Annotated in this window: 14 protein-coding genes; 8 read left to right on the forward strand and 6 right to left on the reverse strand. The window is 61.3% G+C overall.

Annotated elements, in window-relative coordinates; translation table 11 throughout:
* Positions 1-129: 129 nt before the first annotated feature.
* Together K3555_RS12160 and K3555_RS12165 are read left to right on the forward strand one after the other, a co-directional pair.
* The gene (locus tag K3555_RS12160; RefSeq protein WP_260005346.1) at positions 130-954 is read left to right on the forward strand and encodes an arginyltransferase; all 825 of its coding nucleotides are present in this window, start codon (positions 130-132) and stop codon (positions 952-954) included.
* Positions 954-1,337, forward strand: coding sequence for a VOC family protein (locus K3555_RS12165; RefSeq protein WP_260005348.1), 384 nt, complete (start codon positions 954-956; stop codon positions 1,335-1,337). Before K3555_RS12160 ends, K3555_RS12165 begins: the two co-directional genes overlap by 1 nt.
* A 144-nt stretch (positions 1,338-1,481) precedes the next feature.
* Here the strand turns inward: K3555_RS12165 and K3555_RS12170 are convergent, their stop codons facing one another.
* The 3 genes from K3555_RS12170 to K3555_RS12180 form a co-directional block, all read right to left on the reverse strand.
* Positions 1,482-3,836, reverse strand: a complete 2,355-nt coding sequence (locus K3555_RS12170; RefSeq protein WP_259985190.1) for a TRAP transporter large permease subunit — start codon at positions 3,834-3,836, stop codon at positions 1,482-1,484.
* Between the two features lie 14 nt (positions 3,837-3,850).
* Positions 3,851-4,777 (reverse strand): TRAP transporter small permease subunit, encoded by a 927-nt coding sequence (locus tag K3555_RS12175; protein ID WP_134829615.1) that lies wholly within the window; start codon positions 4,775-4,777, stop codon positions 3,851-3,853.
* Between the two features lie 140 nt (positions 4,778-4,917).
* Complete coding sequence (locus tag K3555_RS12180) at positions 4,918-6,000, reverse strand: TRAP transporter substrate-binding protein (RefSeq protein ID WP_259985194.1); 1,083 nt, start codon at positions 5,998-6,000, stop codon at positions 4,918-4,920.
* A gap of 284 nt (positions 6,001-6,284) precedes the next feature.
* On the opposite strand from K3555_RS12180, the gene K3555_RS12185 reads away from it, so the two are divergent.
* From K3555_RS12185 to K3555_RS12195, 3 genes are all read left to right on the forward strand, one after another.
* The gene (locus tag K3555_RS12185; RefSeq protein ID WP_260005350.1) at positions 6,285-7,712 is read left to right on the forward strand and encodes a cache domain-containing protein; all 1,428 of its coding nucleotides are present in this window, start codon (positions 6,285-6,287) and stop codon (positions 7,710-7,712) included.
* A 65-nt stretch (positions 7,713-7,777) separates the two neighbouring features.
* The gene (locus K3555_RS12190) at positions 7,778-8,422 is read left to right on the forward strand and encodes a response regulator transcription factor (RefSeq protein ID WP_129370486.1); all 645 of its coding nucleotides are present in this window, start codon (positions 7,778-7,780) and stop codon (positions 8,420-8,422) included.
* 70 nt (positions 8,423-8,492) lie between these two features.
* On the forward strand, positions 8,493-9,461 hold the full coding sequence (locus K3555_RS12195) for a LuxR C-terminal-related transcriptional regulator (RefSeq protein ID WP_259985196.1): 969 nt from the start codon (positions 8,493-8,495) through the stop codon (positions 9,459-9,461).
* A 5-nt stretch (positions 9,462-9,466) separates the two neighbouring features.
* Here the strand turns inward: K3555_RS12195 and K3555_RS12200 are convergent, their stop codons facing one another.
* Positions 9,467-10,615 (reverse strand): lytic murein transglycosylase, encoded by a 1,149-nt coding sequence (locus tag K3555_RS12200; RefSeq protein WP_260005351.1) that lies wholly within the window; start codon positions 10,613-10,615, stop codon positions 9,467-9,469.
* A 264-nt stretch (positions 10,616-10,879) separates the two neighbouring features.
* Here K3555_RS12200 and K3555_RS12205 point away from each other — a divergent pair, with 264 nt between their 5' ends.
* Positions 10,880-11,869 (forward strand): MBL fold metallo-hydrolase, encoded by a 990-nt coding sequence (locus K3555_RS12205; RefSeq protein WP_259993827.1) that lies wholly within the window; start codon positions 10,880-10,882, stop codon positions 11,867-11,869.
* Between the two features lie 82 nt (positions 11,870-11,951).
* Here K3555_RS12205 and K3555_RS12210 read toward each other — a convergent pair whose 3' ends face one another.
* Together K3555_RS12210 and K3555_RS12215 are read right to left on the reverse strand one after the other, a co-directional pair.
* Positions 11,952-12,152, reverse strand: a complete 201-nt coding sequence (locus K3555_RS12210) for a hypothetical protein (RefSeq protein ID WP_260005352.1) — start codon at positions 12,150-12,152, stop codon at positions 11,952-11,954.
* A 254-nt stretch (positions 12,153-12,406) separates the two neighbouring features.
* The gene (locus K3555_RS12215; protein ID WP_259985225.1) at positions 12,407-13,258 is read right to left on the reverse strand and encodes a hypothetical protein; all 852 of its coding nucleotides are present in this window, start codon (positions 13,256-13,258) and stop codon (positions 12,407-12,409) included.
* Between the two features lie 43 nt (positions 13,259-13,301).
* Here K3555_RS12215 and K3555_RS12220 point away from each other — a divergent pair, with 43 nt between their 5' ends.
* Together K3555_RS12220 and K3555_RS12225 are read left to right on the forward strand one after the other, a co-directional pair.
* The gene (locus K3555_RS12220; protein ID WP_260005353.1) at positions 13,302-13,463 is read left to right on the forward strand and encodes a hypothetical protein; all 162 of its coding nucleotides are present in this window, start codon (positions 13,302-13,304) and stop codon (positions 13,461-13,463) included.
* Between the two features lie 198 nt (positions 13,464-13,661).
* Positions 13,662-15,413 carry an acetolactate synthase 3 large subunit gene (locus tag K3555_RS12225; protein ID WP_259985228.1) on the forward strand — a complete coding sequence of 584 codons (1,752 nt, stop codon included), beginning with the start codon at positions 13,662-13,664 and terminating at the stop codon, positions 15,411-15,413.
* Positions 15,414-15,453: the final 40 nt, after the last annotated feature.

Genomic DNA, 15,453 nt, shown 5'->3' on the forward strand with positions numbered 1-15,453 from the left:
CTTCCAACGCAAGAGCCTGTTAAACCATTTTCCACAAGTCCACTTGGCGCACTGGAACCGCGTTGCTATCATCATGGGACAACGTTGCGAACCGTCCCGTCTGTCCTGTGAAACTGCTGAAGAGTTCTGATGCGCCATACCCTTCCTATTGCACCGCAGTTTTATGTGACGGCGCCGCAGCCCTGCCCATATCTGGAGGGCCGGATGGAGCGCAAGCTGTTCACCGCGCTGCAGGGCGACGGGGTGGAGCAGCTGAACAACAGCCTTAGCCAACAGGGTTTCAGACGCTCGCAGAACGTGCTTTACCGGCCGTCCTGTTCGGAATGCTCTGCCTGCCTGTCGGCGCGGATCGATGTGGCGGCCTTTACCGCCACCCGCAGCCAGAAACGCACGCTTAAACGCAATGCGCATCTGGAACGGCGTGCAACCTCGCCCTGGGCAACCGAGGACCAGTTTTCGTTGTTCCGCAGCTATCTTGACAGCCGCCATGCCGATGGCGGCATGGCGGATATGGATGTCTTCGAATACGCGGCTATGATTGAAGAAACGCCGGTGCGCAGCCGGGTTGTGGAATATGCTGAGGCCGGATCCAACAAGCTGACGGCGGTATCGCTGACCGACGTGCTGGAGGATGGGCTCAGCATGGTCTATTCCTTCTACGCCCCGGACCAGCCGCAGAATTCGCTGGGCACGTTTATGATCCTCGACCATATCGCCATCGCGCGCGAGGCCGGGCTGCCTTATGTCTACCTCGGCTACTGGGTGCCCGGCAGCCAGAAGATGAGCTACAAGGCCAAGTTCGCAGGCCTGGAAATTTATCACCGCAGCGAATGGAAAAAGATGTCCGACCCGTCTGAGTTCAAAGCCGCCGGCCATCCGCTGTCCACCGATCCGATTGCCGAACAGGTCGCCAATATTCAGCTGCCCGAACAGCCTATCCATCGAAGCCGCTGATGCAGCATATTCACGCCATTTCACTGGTGGTGCCGGATCACGACGCAGCAATTGCATTTTACTGCGGCCGCCTCGGCTGGCAGCTGGCCGAGGATATCGATCAGGGCCGCAAACGCTGGGTCCGTATCCTGCCGCCGGGCGCCAGCCAGGGCAGCTTGATCCTGGCCCGTGCCGATGGTCCAGAACAGAAGGCCGCCATCGGCAACCAGTTCGGCGGCCGCGTCGGATTGTTCCTGGCTTCAGATGACTTTGCCAGCGACCACGCGGCGATGCAGGCTCAGGGCGTCATATTCGAGGAACAGCCGCGCCATGAACCCTATGGCACCGTTGCGGTCTGGCGCGATCCTTTCCGCAATCGCTGGGACCTGATCCAGTTCGCCTGATACCGGCGCCGCCTCGTTTCATCTTTCTGCAAATACTCCGGGGTGAATGCGCCACAGGCGCTGAGGGGCAGCGCCCCTCCCCCTGTAAAAGCAAAGGGGCCCGCATGGGGCCCCTTTTCCGTTTAACTATTCCCGTTGCCCTGGTCAGTTCGGAATCAGCGCCGGCACGATGGTCACAATCGCTGGGAAGGCCCACAAGATGCCGATGCCCACCACCTGGATCAGCACAAACGGCGCGACCCCGCGGTAGATATGGGCCGTTGTCACCTCCTTGGGAGCAACCCCGCGCAGATAGAACAGCGCAAAGCCGAAAGGCGGCGTCAGGAACGAGGTCTGCAGGTTCACCGCCACCATGATGGTCACCCATTTCGGATCAAACGAACCGCCATAGATCACCGGGCCGACGATGGGGATCACGATGTAGATGATCTCCAGGAAATCCAGCACGAAACCCAGGAAGAACAGCACCAGCATCACGATCAAAAAGACCGTCATCTCGTTGTCAAAGCTCTTCAGGAACTGCTGGATATAGTGTTCGCCGCCAAAGGAGATCACCACCAGATTGAGCAACTGCGAGCCGATCAGGATGGTGAACACCATCGAAGTCACCTTGGCGGTTTCACGCACAATCGGTGACAGCACGCCGGATTTGAACAGCACCCAGCAGCCGTAAAGCAACCCGAACAGCGCAAAAAGATAGGCGCCATAGGCCACAAAGAAGGCAATCCAGCTTTCCAGGGAAACGCCGCCCTGGTTCACCCGCAGGTCAAAATTCATGCCAACCAGGATGCACAGCATGACCGCAAAGGTGGACCAGATGATAATCTTGCCGGAACGGCCCTGATCCTGCAGCTTGCGGTAGGCCGCCAGCATGATGGCACCGCCTGCCCCCAGCGCCGCAGCGGGCGTCGGGTTGGTGATGCCGCCCAGGATCGACCCCAGCACCGCAACAATCAGCACCAGCGGCGGGAACACCACCCGGATCAGATCGTTTCCGGCGCAGCGCGCAGCGGCCTCGCGGCAGCCCCACAGCGCCAGCAGCAGCGGCAGTGCAATCCACAGCACAGTGACACCGGCCGAGGTCGTGGGTGCAATTGCCACCAGATCCACCAGCGCAACCAGCAGCACGCCGATGGCGCCCAGGATCAGCGGCTTGGCATCGCGCGACGGCGCCACACCGCGGCCAAAGGCCAGCACCAGCCCCAGCAGGATCATGATCACCGAAATGCCGGTGCCGATCGGCGCGGCGGCGGCGATCTTGGCATCACGGGCGGCGATGATTTCATCCTCGCTCAGCCGTTCTGACAGGGTCACACCGCCAGCAGCCTCGATCGCCTCCTGTTCGGCCACAGCGGCGTCCCAATCCTCCTGCCCGTGCAGGTCGATCATCGCGGCCTTGCACTCGGCACCGACATTGGTGCGCAGGGAGGCTGTCTCGCCCGCGTCCGAGAATGTCGAAACGGTGATGTTCTGGCTGCCGATCACGTTGAAGCTGCCCAGCAGGATGGCACCGCCAACCAAAGCCGCCGGAACCGCCAGGAACCAGGTCAGGCCTTCACTGCGGGTGATCACCTCGCCAGTGCCGGGTTCCATCGCCACGGCCGGGGCCTTATGCGGATTCAGCAGCGCATAGCCAAAGGCATAGGTGGCATAAAGCAGCGCCAGCAGGATACCCGGCAGCAGCGCCGCCTGGAACAAGGTGCCGACCGACACCACTGCAGGCTCGCCCAGATAGGTCAGCGCATCGGAACAGCCCGCCTCCATTGCGCGGGTTTCCTGCGCGGTGGAATACAGATCGCCCGCGAGCGTGCCCAGTAGAACAATCACGATGGACGGCGGGATGATCTGGCCCAGGGTGCCCGAGGCCGCAATCACGCCGGTTGCCAGTTCCGGCGAGTAGTTGTTGCGCAGCATGGTGGGCAGCGCCAAGAGCCCCATGGTCACCACGGTGGCGCCGACGATGCCGGTGGAGGCGGCAAGGAACGCGCCCACAACCACAATCGACACCGCCAGACCGCCGGGCAGCGGGCCAAAGACGCGCGCCATGGTGGTCAGGAGATCGTTGGCGATCTTGGAACGTTCCAGGGTGATACCCATCAGAACAAACATCAAAACCGCCAGCAGGGTTTCAATCGAAGCACCGGCCAGAACCCTCTCATTCATCCGGTTAACGATGAAGGAGACATTGCGGTCCAGCGCCACTTCCCAGCCTTGGGTGAACACAGGTTCCGCCAGTGTTGGCAGGTCCGGATACCGGAAGACCGAAACCTTATCCGGCCTGATACCGGAATTCACCAGATCGCGGTAGGCCTGCGACGAGGTGTCGATGGCCTGGTGGATCAGGATACCGGAGCTGTCCAGCGCCGCGATGATCCCGAATGAGATGATCCCGGCGCCGCCGATGGCGAAGGCCACTGGAAAGCCGGATAGGATGCCCCCGAAGAGGCACATGAATACGATGAGCAGGCCGATTTCGACGCCATCAAGTCCAAACAACATTTTCTGACGTCCCTTTAGTGCGTGCCTTCGTAGGCTTCTTCACCCTCTCCAAGGCTGTCCTTGTCGAGGTATTTGTTTTCGCTGCCCTGGCCTTCGACGAACTCAAGATAAGAGCGGTAGAAAAAGGCAATGGCGTGCAGGAATACGAGGCCCGCAAACAGCACCAGCAGGATCTTGAACAGGAAATAGGCGTTGAACCCGTTGGGGCTGAAGCCGATGGTTTCCACATTCCAGCGCAGGGCGCGGGATTTCATCACCAACCGGTCCAGGCTGTCTGAGGCCGAAGGTTTCGGCACGATCAGGTGGCGCCACAGGAAGAACCAGCCGTACATCCAGGTCAGCACTGCCGTGGGCATCATGAACAAAAGCGAACCGAGCATGTCGACCACCCGCTTGGCGCGGAAACTGATGCCGGAATAGATCAGGTCCACCCGCACGTGGCCGCCCTGCACAAAGGTGTAGGTCACGCAAAGGCAGACCACCAAGGCATTGTAAAGCTTCAGTTCCTCGGCAAACCAGCTGATGTCCTGGCTGAACGGGATGCCAAAGCCAAAGCTGATGTCGGGCCGGGCAAACACGCGCTGCATGAAGACAATGATGATCTGTTGCAAGACCATCAAAAGGCCAGCCCAGGCAAAAAAGCGGCCGACAGTATTGGCCAGCCCTTCCAGCCCGCGCACCATGCCCCACATGACATTGCGAAAGTACAGCCCGATAGCGGTCAGCACCAGGAAGGCGGTGAACACGACAAAGAAAAACTCGACCGAGCCGCCGTAGTAGACAAAGCGCATGACCGAGGCTTTGTCGGACCAGTCAAGCCACAGCTGCGGATGGGTGACGGCATAGCCGAAATTGTAAAAGGCGCCGGCGATGTTCTGGATCAGCCAGACAAGCCCGCCCCAGATTGCGCCAAAGAAGGTGATGCCACTCTCTTCCTGCATATTTCCCCCGGGAAGATTGCTGCGAAGCTGCCGTTAGCGGGTTGGGCGCGCGGCGTCTGCCGGCCGTCCCGCAGTTTCAGCAACTGCATGTGGATCCCCCGCGCGGCGGCGGAGGATCCGATTGATGCCTTTCAGGCAGATTAGCCCAGGACGCGGTCGCGCTGAACGCGGTAGGCGCCTTCGGATTTGGTGATCCAGCCCGAGGAGGCCTTCATCGAAGTTTCGACGCTGCTGCGGATTTTTGCAAACAATTCGTCGCCCATGAACTCGTCCAGGGTGTCCTTGGTGGCGGACCCGAAGGCATCCCAGACGCTGTCCGGGAATTCCAGGGTTTTCACGCCGCCGGACTGCAGGCGCTGCAGCGCCGCACCGTTGTTGTTCATGAACTGCGCCAGGCTCCACTGGTGGCCGGCGGCGGACGCCATTTCAATGACCTTCTGGTGCGCAGGCGACAGGCCTTCGAACACATCGCGGTTGGTGGCAACCGACAGTGCCGCGCCCGGCTCGTGGAAACCTGCGGTGTAGTAGGTCTTGGTGATTTCCTGGAAGCCGGCCTTCTCGTCCGCCCAGGGGCCGATCCACTCGGTGCCGTCGATCGCGCCGGAGGACAGCGCCTGATAGACTTCGGAACCGGGGATGTTCTGCACGGAGGCGCCCAGTTTGCCCAGCGCCTTGCCGCCCAGGCCCGGCATCCGGAATTTCAGGCCGTTGAAATCTTCGGGGCCTTTGATTTCCTTGTTGTACCAGCCGCCGGCCTGCGGGCCGGTGTTGCCGCCGATGAAGGACTTGAGGCCGAAAATCTGGCCCAGCTCGTCATGCAGCGCATGGCCTTCGCCATGGTAGTACCAGTTGGTCAGTTCCTGCGGGGTCATGCCAAAAGGCACGGCAGTGAAATAGGCATAGCCCGGGTGCTGGCCGGTGAAATAATAGTCGGCACCATGGTACATGTCGGCCTGGCCTGCGGTCACGGCGTCGAACACTTCGAACGCACCGACCAGTTCGCCTGCGGCTTTCACATCAACGGTCAGGTCGCCGCCGGACATGGCGGTGATGGCATCGGCAACATACTGCGCGGAATCATGCACACCCGCCAGGCCGCGGCCCCAGGTGGTGACCATGGTCAGGGTGCGCTTGCCCTGGGCATAGGCCGGTGCAGCCAGCGTGCCGGCTGCGGCGGCAGTCCCGCCCAGCGCGGAAGTTCTCAAAAAAGAACGGCGATCCATTAATTATTCCTCCCATTTATTCTTCGGATTGCCCGGAAGGTCCCCCCCGGGCGGATCGGTTCGAGTGCGGCCAGCCTAGCGGCGATGAATTTTATGTGAATACCTAGTACTGCGTAGAACGGCACGTTTTTGAGGGCATTCGCTGGAAAGTTCCTGCATTCCCGGCGCGAATCCCCAGGGGATCACTCCCGCCCTAAGAGCAAATACCTCCTGCCCATGTGATTCCTCTGGGCGGCTGCAAAATGATTCGGTACAAGAATCTGACCAATTCCGGGGACCTGCTTATGCGCCTGTTCCGATACCTGCTGCGCCCCACCTATGCGCAGAAGCTGTCGCTGTTGACGACCCTGCCGCTGATTGTGGCGGGCACTGCGATTGCTGTGTTGGTGGGTTATCAGTCGCGCAGCCTCGCCGAACGTGAAATTCAGGCGCTGGAACTGCAGCTGCTGGAGGCCAAGAAGGCCGAGCTGCGCAACTACGTGACCCAGGCGCGCAATGGTTTTGCCCATATCTACGGGCTGGCCGCCCCCGATGATGCCGAAGCCAAAGAACGGGTCACCCAGATCCTCAGCGCGATGATCTACGGCAAGGACGGGTTCTTCTTTGTCTATGACTACGACGGCACCAATCTGGTCAGTCCGCGGCAGACTGAATTTATCAACCGCAACTGGGCTGGGCTGACCGACAGCACCGGGGTGCCGGTGGTGGATGAGTTCATCCGCCTGGCCCGGATCGGTGCAGGCTGGCACAGCTTCACCTGGGAGAAACCCTCAACCGGGGAAGAGGCGCAGATGATCGCCTATGTGCTGGGGCTGCAGGATTGGCAGTGGGCGATCGGCACCGGCGTGTTCATTGACGATGTGCTGGCTTCGGTTGCCGCGTCGCGGGCCGAGGTTGAGGCCCGGGTGCAGCGCACATTCTTCTATATCGGTGGTATCACTCTGGTTTCTTTGGTGCTGGTCTTTGCCTCCGGCATGTTCCTGAACCTGCGCGAACGGCGGCTGGCGGATGCCAAGCTGAAGGAGCTGACCCAGCGGGTGTTCGACGCCCAGGAGGAAGAGCGCGGCCGGGTAGCGCGGGAGCTGCATGACGGCATCAGCCAGCTTTTGGTCGGGGTGCGATATGCGCTGGACAACACCCGGCGGCGGCTGTCCCGCGGTGACAGCGACGGTGCTGCGGCACCGTTGGAGAAAGGCGCCGATAACCTGCTGACTGCGATCACCGAGGTGCGCCGGATCAGCCGCGACCTGCGTCCCGCTGTGCTGGACGATCTGGGGCTGGGCCCAGCGCTGAAGGCGCTGACGGATGATTTTGCCGCCCGCACCGGCATTGAGACAGAGTTTTCCACTGTGGTGTTCCGCAACCGGCTGGATCAGGATGCCAAGATCGCACTGTACCGGATTGCGCAGGAAGCGCTGACCAATATCGAACGCCACGCCGAGGCGTCCAACGTCAGTATAGACCTGCGCGGCCACACCCGCGGTGCGACCATGCGGATCTCTGACAACGGCCGCGGGCTGCCGCCGCGCGATGCGCGCAGCGGGCCGGGCATTGGCCTGCGCAATATGCAGGAACGGATTGAGCAGCTTGACGGGGCCTTGCGCATTCTGTCATCACGAGGCACCCAAAGCGGCACGGTGATCGAGGCAAGCCTGCCTCTGAGCCATCTGCTGCCGCCGGGTGAAGAGGGAACGCCCGTGCAATTGCCGTAGACCTGGGGAGGGTGCAGCGGCCTGCGGGGCCTCGTTAGCAATGGAAATCTGCCGTTGGGGGGATGATGGCTGATCCGGTGAAAGTTCTGATCGTGGATGACCATCCGATGGTCGCCGAGGGCATCCAGTCGATCCTGGAAAGCTATGACGATATCGAGGTCGTCGGCTCATTGACTGACGGGCGCGACGCGGTGGAGCAGATGGGCACTTTGGCGCCGGATGTGGTGCTGATGGATCTGAACATGCCCAATCTTGGCGGGCTGAGTGCGACCGAGATCATTCTGGAGCAGCACCCCGGCACCCGCATCCTGATCCTGTCGATGCATGACAGCGCCGAATATATCTCCACCGCGCTCAGCCATGGCGCCATGGGATATGTGCTGAAGGATGTGCCCACAGAAGAAATCAAACAGGCCGTTGATGCGGTGATGAAGGGGCAGACCTATCTTTGCACCGGGGCCGCGGGTTCGCTGAAGCCCAAGGGTGGCGACAGCCGCGAGGCGCTCACGGGCCGTGAACAGACCATCCTGCTGGAGCTGGCACAGGGAAAATCCAACAAGGAAGTCGCCCAAGCGCTTGATATCTCGGTCAGAACCGTTGAGACGCACCGCAAGAACATCAAGCGCAAGCTGGGCATTTCCTCCACCGCCGGCCTGACCCGATACGCGCTGGAGCATGGCGTGCTGCAGGGGACTGGCGCCGGGTTCTGATCCCCTCCCGCAATTTTGCCTTTGTGATGTGCCGCTCCTGCCCTAGCCTCCCGGGCCAGGGAGACGCGCTATGACGATGGACAAACCCCCAATCACACCTGAAACCCAGGCCAAATGGCAGCGGGTGGTGGACCTGGTGGCAGAGCTGACCGATGTGCCCGCCGCATTGATCATGGCGACTGTGGATCTGGACCACCGGGTCAAGGTCTCCAACTCCGCTGACAACAATCCCTATTACCCGGGCCGCAAATACCACCTGAATGAAAAGCTCTATTGCTTCGGCGTGTTCGAGGCCGATGGCGAACTGGTGGTCGAGGACGCCCAGTGCGACCCCCGCTGGCAGGACAACGAAGACATGGAGCACGCCATGTCATTCTACATCGGCTATCCGATCAAATGGCCGGACGGCGAGGTTTACGGCACCATCTGCGTGCTGGACACCCGCCGCAACAAACGGGCGCTGATGTTCCGCAAAGGCCTGCAGGAGTTCTGCCGGGTGGTCGAGGGCGATCTGGCGCTGCTGTTGGAAGTCGCCCAGCGCAAACAGGCCCAGGCCGAGCTGCGCGAGACCGTGCGGGCGCGTGAAGACACCATCAAACGCCGCACCACCGCGCTGGAGGATGCCAATACCGCGCTGCGCGTGCTGATCGACAATGTCGAGGCCTCGCGCCACGAGACCGAGCAGCAGATCGTGCAGCAGATCAAGGGCATGGTGCTGCCCTATGTGGCCAAGCTGCGGCATCTGGATGCGGACCGGGAGCTACAAAGCGCCTATTTGCAGATGGTTGAGGATAATCTCAAGAACATCACCTCAAGCCTGTCCTCCAAGCTGGCCGAGACACTGGAGCAGCTGACGCCTGCGGAGACCGAGATCATGCAGTTGATCATGATGGGCCGCACCACCAAGGAGATCGCGGCCACTTTGGGGCGGGAGACCAGCACCATCGACTTTCACCGCAATAACATCCGCCAGAAGCTGGGCCTCAGCCGGCGCGAGAACCTGCGCCAGCATCTGATCGCGCTGAATTCGGCCGAGTAGCCCGGTTACCTAAGGCTGCTGAGCAGCGTCTGCGACGGATCACCTGTTGCGGGCAATCCGCGGCTGGATTGAAAGCCGCGGATGGCGGCACGGCTTTTCGGTCCCAGCACTCCGTCGGCGCCGCCGGTATCGAACCCTTTGGCCGTCAGGCGTTTTTGCAGCAGGATGCGGTCGTCCTTGGTCAGCCCGTATTTGTCCGGCGGGAAACTGGCGCGCAGCGGGCCGCCGCCTGCGATGCGGTCAGCCAGATGGCCCACCCCGATCGCATAGGAATCCGAGTTGTTGTAGCGCTTGATCGCATTGAAGTTTCCAGTGACCAGGAACTTCGGCCCGCCCGCCTGCGGCTGCAGGGTACGGCCTGCGGGGGTTCCCGGCGCCCCGGCCTCGCCGCCCCATTTCTGCCCGCGGGTCCAGCCATTGCGCTGCAGATAGGCAGCGGTGGAGGCCAGCGAGTCACTGGGATCCTCGGACCAGATGTCGCGGCGTCCGTCGCCAGTGAAATCAACTGCAAAGGCCTGATAAGATGTCGGGATGAACTGGGTATGCCCCATCGCGCCGGCCCAGCTGCCGGTCATCCGCGCAGGCGTGGTATCACCGTTCTGCAGGATCTTCAGCGCAGCAATCAGCTGTTTTTCAAAGAACGCTCCGCGCCGCCCGTCATAGGCCAGCGTTGACGTGGCCGAGATCACCGGCACATTGCCGCGGCGCTCACCGTAAAAGCTCTCCAGCCCCCAGATTGCGCAGATGATTTCCGCATCAACGCCGTATGCGCGCTCCAGCGCCCGCAAGGTGGACTGATGCCGGGCAAAGGCCGCGCGGCCCTTGGACAGACGCTCGTCCGAAACGGCGATGGACAGGTAATCCTCCAGCGTGCGCTTGAATTCGGTCTGGTTGCGGTCGCGTTTGACAACGCCGGGCAGGTAGCCCGCACCACGGAACGCTGCGCGCAGGGTGGATTGGGAAATGCCGCGCGCTTCTGCCCGGGAGCGGAACGACGCCACCCAGGCGTCATAGCCCGTATTGGGCACGGGGCGAAGGTCCGCCGGCAGGCCGGGGCTGCCGCTGGAGCCGCTGACCGTGGGCACTGTGCTGCTGCAGGCGGTCAGCCCGAAAGCCGCAAGACCAAATCCAAAATGACGCCGTGTGATATCCATGCTGCTGCCCGTTCCGATGTTTGTTTTACAGCCCGGTTGCGCCGGACTTGTTTCCTGACAAGCTGCCAGAATCCGGAGATGGCGCCAAGGCCCGGATTCCCCCCGCAGCAAAGACCCGCCACAGGCCCCCGGCCGCTTGTTATGGGGCCGCCCCCCATATTTACCCCATATTCTTCCGGGGCACCCCTGACCTCCAACCCTGTCTAGCCTGATTGCATCGCTGCACCAATGCGGCGGCCAGAAAACACCAGGGAGACAGAACCAATGGATGAGCAAAGGAAGAACCTTGATCCGGTGAGGCTGGACGGGCGCAAAGATGATCTGGCACCGGGGCTGTCGCGGCGCAGTTTCTTTGCGGCGGCGGGTGCCGCAGGTGTGGGCACTGCCGCCAGCCTGCTGGGCAGTACCAGCGCCCAGGCGCAATCCACCGATTGGCTGCAGCCCGGCAACAACAACCATGTGATCGACCTGCAAAACGCAGGGTCATTCACCGATGGCGAGGTCAAGATTGATTTCTACGGCCATTGCGCCTTCAAGATCACCTCACCCGGCGGCACCTCGATCCTGTTCGACCCGTGGCGGGATGATCCGTCGGGCGCGTGGGGGCTGTGGTTCAAGCAGAAATTCCCGGAGACACTGGTTGATATCACCATGTCCACCCACACCCATTTCGACCACGACGCCATTGACCGGCCGCAATCAACCATGGTGCTGGACCGGATGGTAGGCACATTCGAGTTCGCCGACATGAAGATCACCGGCTACGCCGACAAACACGCCTGCGTGGCGCCGGGCTGGTATCCGTGGACCGACGCGCTGGCTGAATTCGGGGTTGAGGCCTGCCCGCCCAATAACCCGGGCCATATGGATATGGTGACCTACGTGGTGGAAACCGGCGGCATCCGCACGCTGATCTGGGGCGACAACCGGCCTGACCCGGCAGACGGGTTCTGGGATGCCATTGGCCGGATTGACGTGCTGACCCTGCCAGTGGATGGCTCCGAACACATCCTGTCCTATGCACAAGCCAATGCACTGGTTGAGCGGATCCAGCCCAAGGTGGTGATCCCAACCCACTACCTGTCCGAGACAACCACCTATACGCTGTCGACCCTGCAGCCAGCCGACACCTGGGTACAGGACCAGAAAAGCTTCAAGATACTGGAGAGTGCATCACTGTCGCTGGCCGCCGCGGATGTTCAGGGCATGGATAAGGAGTTCCTCTATTTCGGGCACAACGCGCTGACGGAGTAATCCTCGGCATTGCCGCAACAATGTTGTGCCCGGCTGGCCGGGTGCCCTCCCCCAGGGCGCCCGGCATCGGTCCTTTGCCGGATCACCTGGATAGAAACCGCCGCTGAGGGAAACCTGCCTGGGCAAGAATCTCCCAGATCTTCTGCTCAAGATCCGGCGCGCCGATCTCCAGGCAATTGCGCGGGAAGTACCAGGTCATGAACTGCGCATAGCCGCCGCTGCGGGCCAATGCGCGCTCCAGCGCGGTGGCAAACTGCCCCGGCCGGGTGACGGTTTCCGCCATGTGGTGAAGATCCGAAGCGCCGTAAAGAATGGCCGGTTTTCGGTGCAGGAACCCTTCGAAGGTTTGCCCGTTCCCGCTCCTGCCGGTGGCGGGACCGCCGCTGATCCTTGAAATTCTGCTGCAGCTGCCCTTAGAAACGCTTGGCGTATTGGAACGGCACCATGTCTGTGCGGAACAGGCGGCTGCCAATCAAGCTCAAACTGCGGATCCCCTTGGGATCAAGGTGTCCTTGCCGCCAAAGGGTCAAGCAGCAATCAATCCCGCAACGCGTCGGCGCGCAGGCCTTCACGTTCGTAGTGCCGCGGCAGCACCCGGCCATAAAGCTGTTTGGTGCGCTCAACCCCGCCGCACATGCCTTCCTTTTCGACAAAGGAGAAGATACCAACATAGCGCCTGCGCGGACCCTCGACAGGAGCGACCCGGTGCAGTGAATAGCGGCCGCGGAAAATCTGCAGGTCGCCGGGCTGCAGCACCAGTTTGCGCACCAGCGGCGAGCCGCCCGCCAGCACCCGCGCCACGCCGTCATAATTCTCATCCGCGGGGGTGCGCAGCATCGGGGCATATTCGAAATCGCCGCCCGCCTCGCCGTTCTGGATCGCCAGAGTCACCGTGTAATTGTTGGTGTCGAAATGCCAAGGAAAGCCCTGTCCCTCCTCGACCATATTGATGATCACATCGGCCAGCGGATCGTCATAGCGGAAGAACCGGTCCTCTGGCTCCCCCAGGGCGGTGCGGATGAAGGGCATGAAACCGGAGAACTCATAAATCGCCCGCAGCGGGCTGTCCGCACCGAAGTTATCCGCCGGAATAAAGGCGTTGGAGCGGTCATAGAATTGGCGCACCGGGTGGCTCTGCGGCAGCGCGGTGTCGTCCTTGCTGAAATAAGCATTGGTGCGGCTGAAGGATTTGTGGCCGTGCCCGGCCACCGCATCGGCCTCAGCTGCCAGTCTGGCAATTCCGTCCTGATGCACAAATCCCGGCAGCACCGCACAGCCATCCGCCCCCAGGTCGCGCTGCAGATCCGCAATCAGCCGCGCATAAGCTTCGGAGCCGGGCCGGTCGATTGGATACCGCCCCAAGTCGATCAGATCAGAAAGTTGAACCATTTTTGCATCCTTCCCTGTGTGCTCTTTTGAGTTGAGCTTGCCCGTGGAAAATCTGCTGATCTTGCAAAAACGGGACACCGGCGTGCCGGTTTTGAACGATTCCGCATCACCGCACCCCTCTGCCTTCGCGGAAATGTCGCTGCACACGGAGTTCAAGCAAGAAAATGTCCCCTCACGGCGCTTTTTTGATACCTTTGGCGGTTGACGCCCCTGTCCAGCGCCCATAATGTCGCCCGCAACGCAAAAAGGAGCCTGTGGCCGTGACCACCCTAGTCGTAATCGTAGGAACCAAGCGCATGGGCCGGTAACGGTAAACCATAATCGAACCCATGCGCCTCCGACTTGAAATCGGGGGCTTTTTTTATGCGTAACGGACGATGCCGCCAATTGGAGCAAAAAGCAGATGACACGTGAAATGACCGGCGCAAAGATGGTTGTCCAAGCCCTGAAGGATCAGGGTGTGGATGTAGTCTTCGGATACCCAGGCGGCGCCGTGCTGCCGATCTATGACGAGATCTTTCTGCAAAATGACATCCGCCACGTGCTGGTGCGCCACGAACAGGGCGCGGTGCACGCCGCCGAGGGCTATGCCCGCTCCACCGGCAAACCCGGCGTTGTGCTGGTGACCTCAGGTCCCGGTGCCACCAATGCGGTGACCGGTCTGACCGATGCGTTGCTGGATTCCATCCCGCTGGTGGTTCTCACCGGCCAGGTGCCGACCTTCATGATTGGCTCGGACGCCTTTCAGGAAGCCGATACCGTCGGCATCACCCGCCCTTGCACCAAGCACAACTGGCTGGTCAAGGACACCGATGCGCTGGCCGGCACGCTGCATGAGGCCTTTCATGTCGCTACCTCGGGCCGTCCGGGCCCGGTTCTGGTCGACATTCCCAAAGACGTGCAGTTTGCAAACGGTACCTATAACGGGCCGAAACCCGCCGCCTCCCATTACCAGCCGCAAGTCAAAGGCGACATGGAGGAGATCACCGAACTGGTCGCAGCCCTTGAGACCGCTAAACGCCCGGTGTTCTATACCGGCGGCGGCGTGATCAACTCCGGCAATGCCGCCAGCCAATTGCTGCGCGAGCTGATTGACGGCACCGGCATCCCGGTGACCTCAACCCTGATGGGGCTGGGCGCCTATCCGGCCTCCGGCAAGAACTGGTTGGGGATGCTGGGCATGCACGGGCTGTATGAGGCCAACATGGCGATGCACGGCTGCGACCTGATGATCAACATCGGCGCCCGCTTTGACGACCGTATTACCGGCAAGATCGACGCCTTCAGCCCGAAATCGAAGAAGGCGCATATCGATATCGATCCCTCCTCGATCAACAAGGTGATCCGGGTCGATATCCCGATCGTGGGCGATGTGGCGCATGTTCTGGAAGACATCCTGAAGGTCTGGAAGTCGCGCGGCCGCAAGGTGAACCGCGAGGCGCTGGCCAAATGGCACAAGCAGATCGACGAATGGCGCGCGGTGAACTGCCTGAACTTCAAGAACTCGGACAAGACCATCAAGCCGCAATATGCGCTGCAGCGCCTGGAAGAACTGACCAAGGGCCATGACCGCTATATCACCACCGAGGTCGGTCAGCACCAGATGTGGGCGGCGCAATACCTGAATTTCGAGGATCCGAACCGCTGGATGACCTCGGGCGGGCTTGGCACCATGGGTTATGGTTTTCCGGCCTCGATCGGTGCCCAGATGGCGCATCCGGACGCGCTGGTGATCAACGTCGCGGGCGAAGCCTCCTGGCTGATGAACATGCAGGAGATGGGCACTGCAATGCAGTTCCGCCTGCCGGTGAAACAGTTCATCCTCAACAACGAACGCCTGGGTATGGTGCGCCAGTGGCAGGAACTGCTGCACGGCGAGCGCTACTCGCACAGCTGGTCGGAATCGCTGCCCGATTTTGTGAAACTCGCCGAGGCTTTCGGCGCCAAGGGCATCTGTGTCAGCGATCCCAAGGACCTGGATGATGCGATCATGGAAATGATCGAATACGACGGGCCGGTGATCTTTGATTGCCTGGTGGAAAAGCACGAGAACTGCTTCCCGATGATCCCGTCAGGCAAGGCGCATAATGAGATGCTGCTGGGCGAGGCCGATACGCAAGGCGTTATCCAGGCCGGCGGCGCAGTGCTGGTGTAACGCGGCAGCGCCGCAAATTTCTTCGAAGAAATTTGCCAGG

The sequence above is a fragment of the Leisingera sp. M527 genome, assembly GCF_025141525.1.
Classification (GTDB): Bacteria; Pseudomonadota; Alphaproteobacteria; order Rhodobacterales; family Rhodobacteraceae; genus Leisingera.

Bases quoted from the DNA above. Each gene is read 5' to 3' on its own strand.
- K3555_RS12160 (WP_260005346.1), top strand. From the start codon at position 130: ATGCGCCATACCCTTCCTATTGCACCGCAGTTTTATGTGACGGCGCCG.
- K3555_RS12165 (WP_260005348.1), top strand. From the start codon at position 954: ATGCAGCATATTCACGCCATTTCACTGGTGGTGCCGGATCACGACGCA.
- K3555_RS12170 (WP_259985190.1), bottom strand. From the start codon at position 3,836: ATGTTGTTTGGACTTGATGGCGTCGAAATCGGCCTGCTCATCGTATTC.
- K3555_RS12175 (WP_134829615.1), bottom strand. From the start codon at position 4,777: ATGCAGGAAGAGAGTGGCATCACCTTCTTTGGCGCAATCTGGGGCGGG.
- K3555_RS12180 (WP_259985194.1), bottom strand. From the start codon at position 6,000: ATGGATCGCCGTTCTTTTTTGAGAACTTCCGCGCTGGGCGGGACTGCC.
- K3555_RS12185 (WP_260005350.1), top strand. From the start codon at position 6,285: ATGCGCCTGTTCCGATACCTGCTGCGCCCCACCTATGCGCAGAAGCTG.
- K3555_RS12190 (WP_129370486.1), top strand. From the start codon at position 7,778: ATGGCTGATCCGGTGAAAGTTCTGATCGTGGATGACCATCCGATGGTC.
- K3555_RS12195 (WP_259985196.1), top strand. From the start codon at position 8,493: ATGACGATGGACAAACCCCCAATCACACCTGAAACCCAGGCCAAATGG.
- K3555_RS12200 (WP_260005351.1), bottom strand. From the start codon at position 10,615: ATGGATATCACACGGCGTCATTTTGGATTTGGTCTTGCGGCTTTCGGG.
- K3555_RS12205 (WP_259993827.1), top strand. From the start codon at position 10,880: ATGGATGAGCAAAGGAAGAACCTTGATCCGGTGAGGCTGGACGGGCGC.
- K3555_RS12210 (WP_260005352.1), bottom strand. From the start codon at position 12,152: ATGGCGGAAACCGTCACCCGGCCGGGGCAGTTTGCCACCGCGCTGGAG.
- K3555_RS12215 (WP_259985225.1), bottom strand. From the start codon at position 13,258: ATGGTTCAACTTTCTGATCTGATCGACTTGGGGCGGTATCCAATCGAC.
- K3555_RS12225 (WP_259985228.1), top strand. From the start codon at position 13,662: ATGACACGTGAAATGACCGGCGCAAAGATGGTTGTCCAAGCCCTGAAG.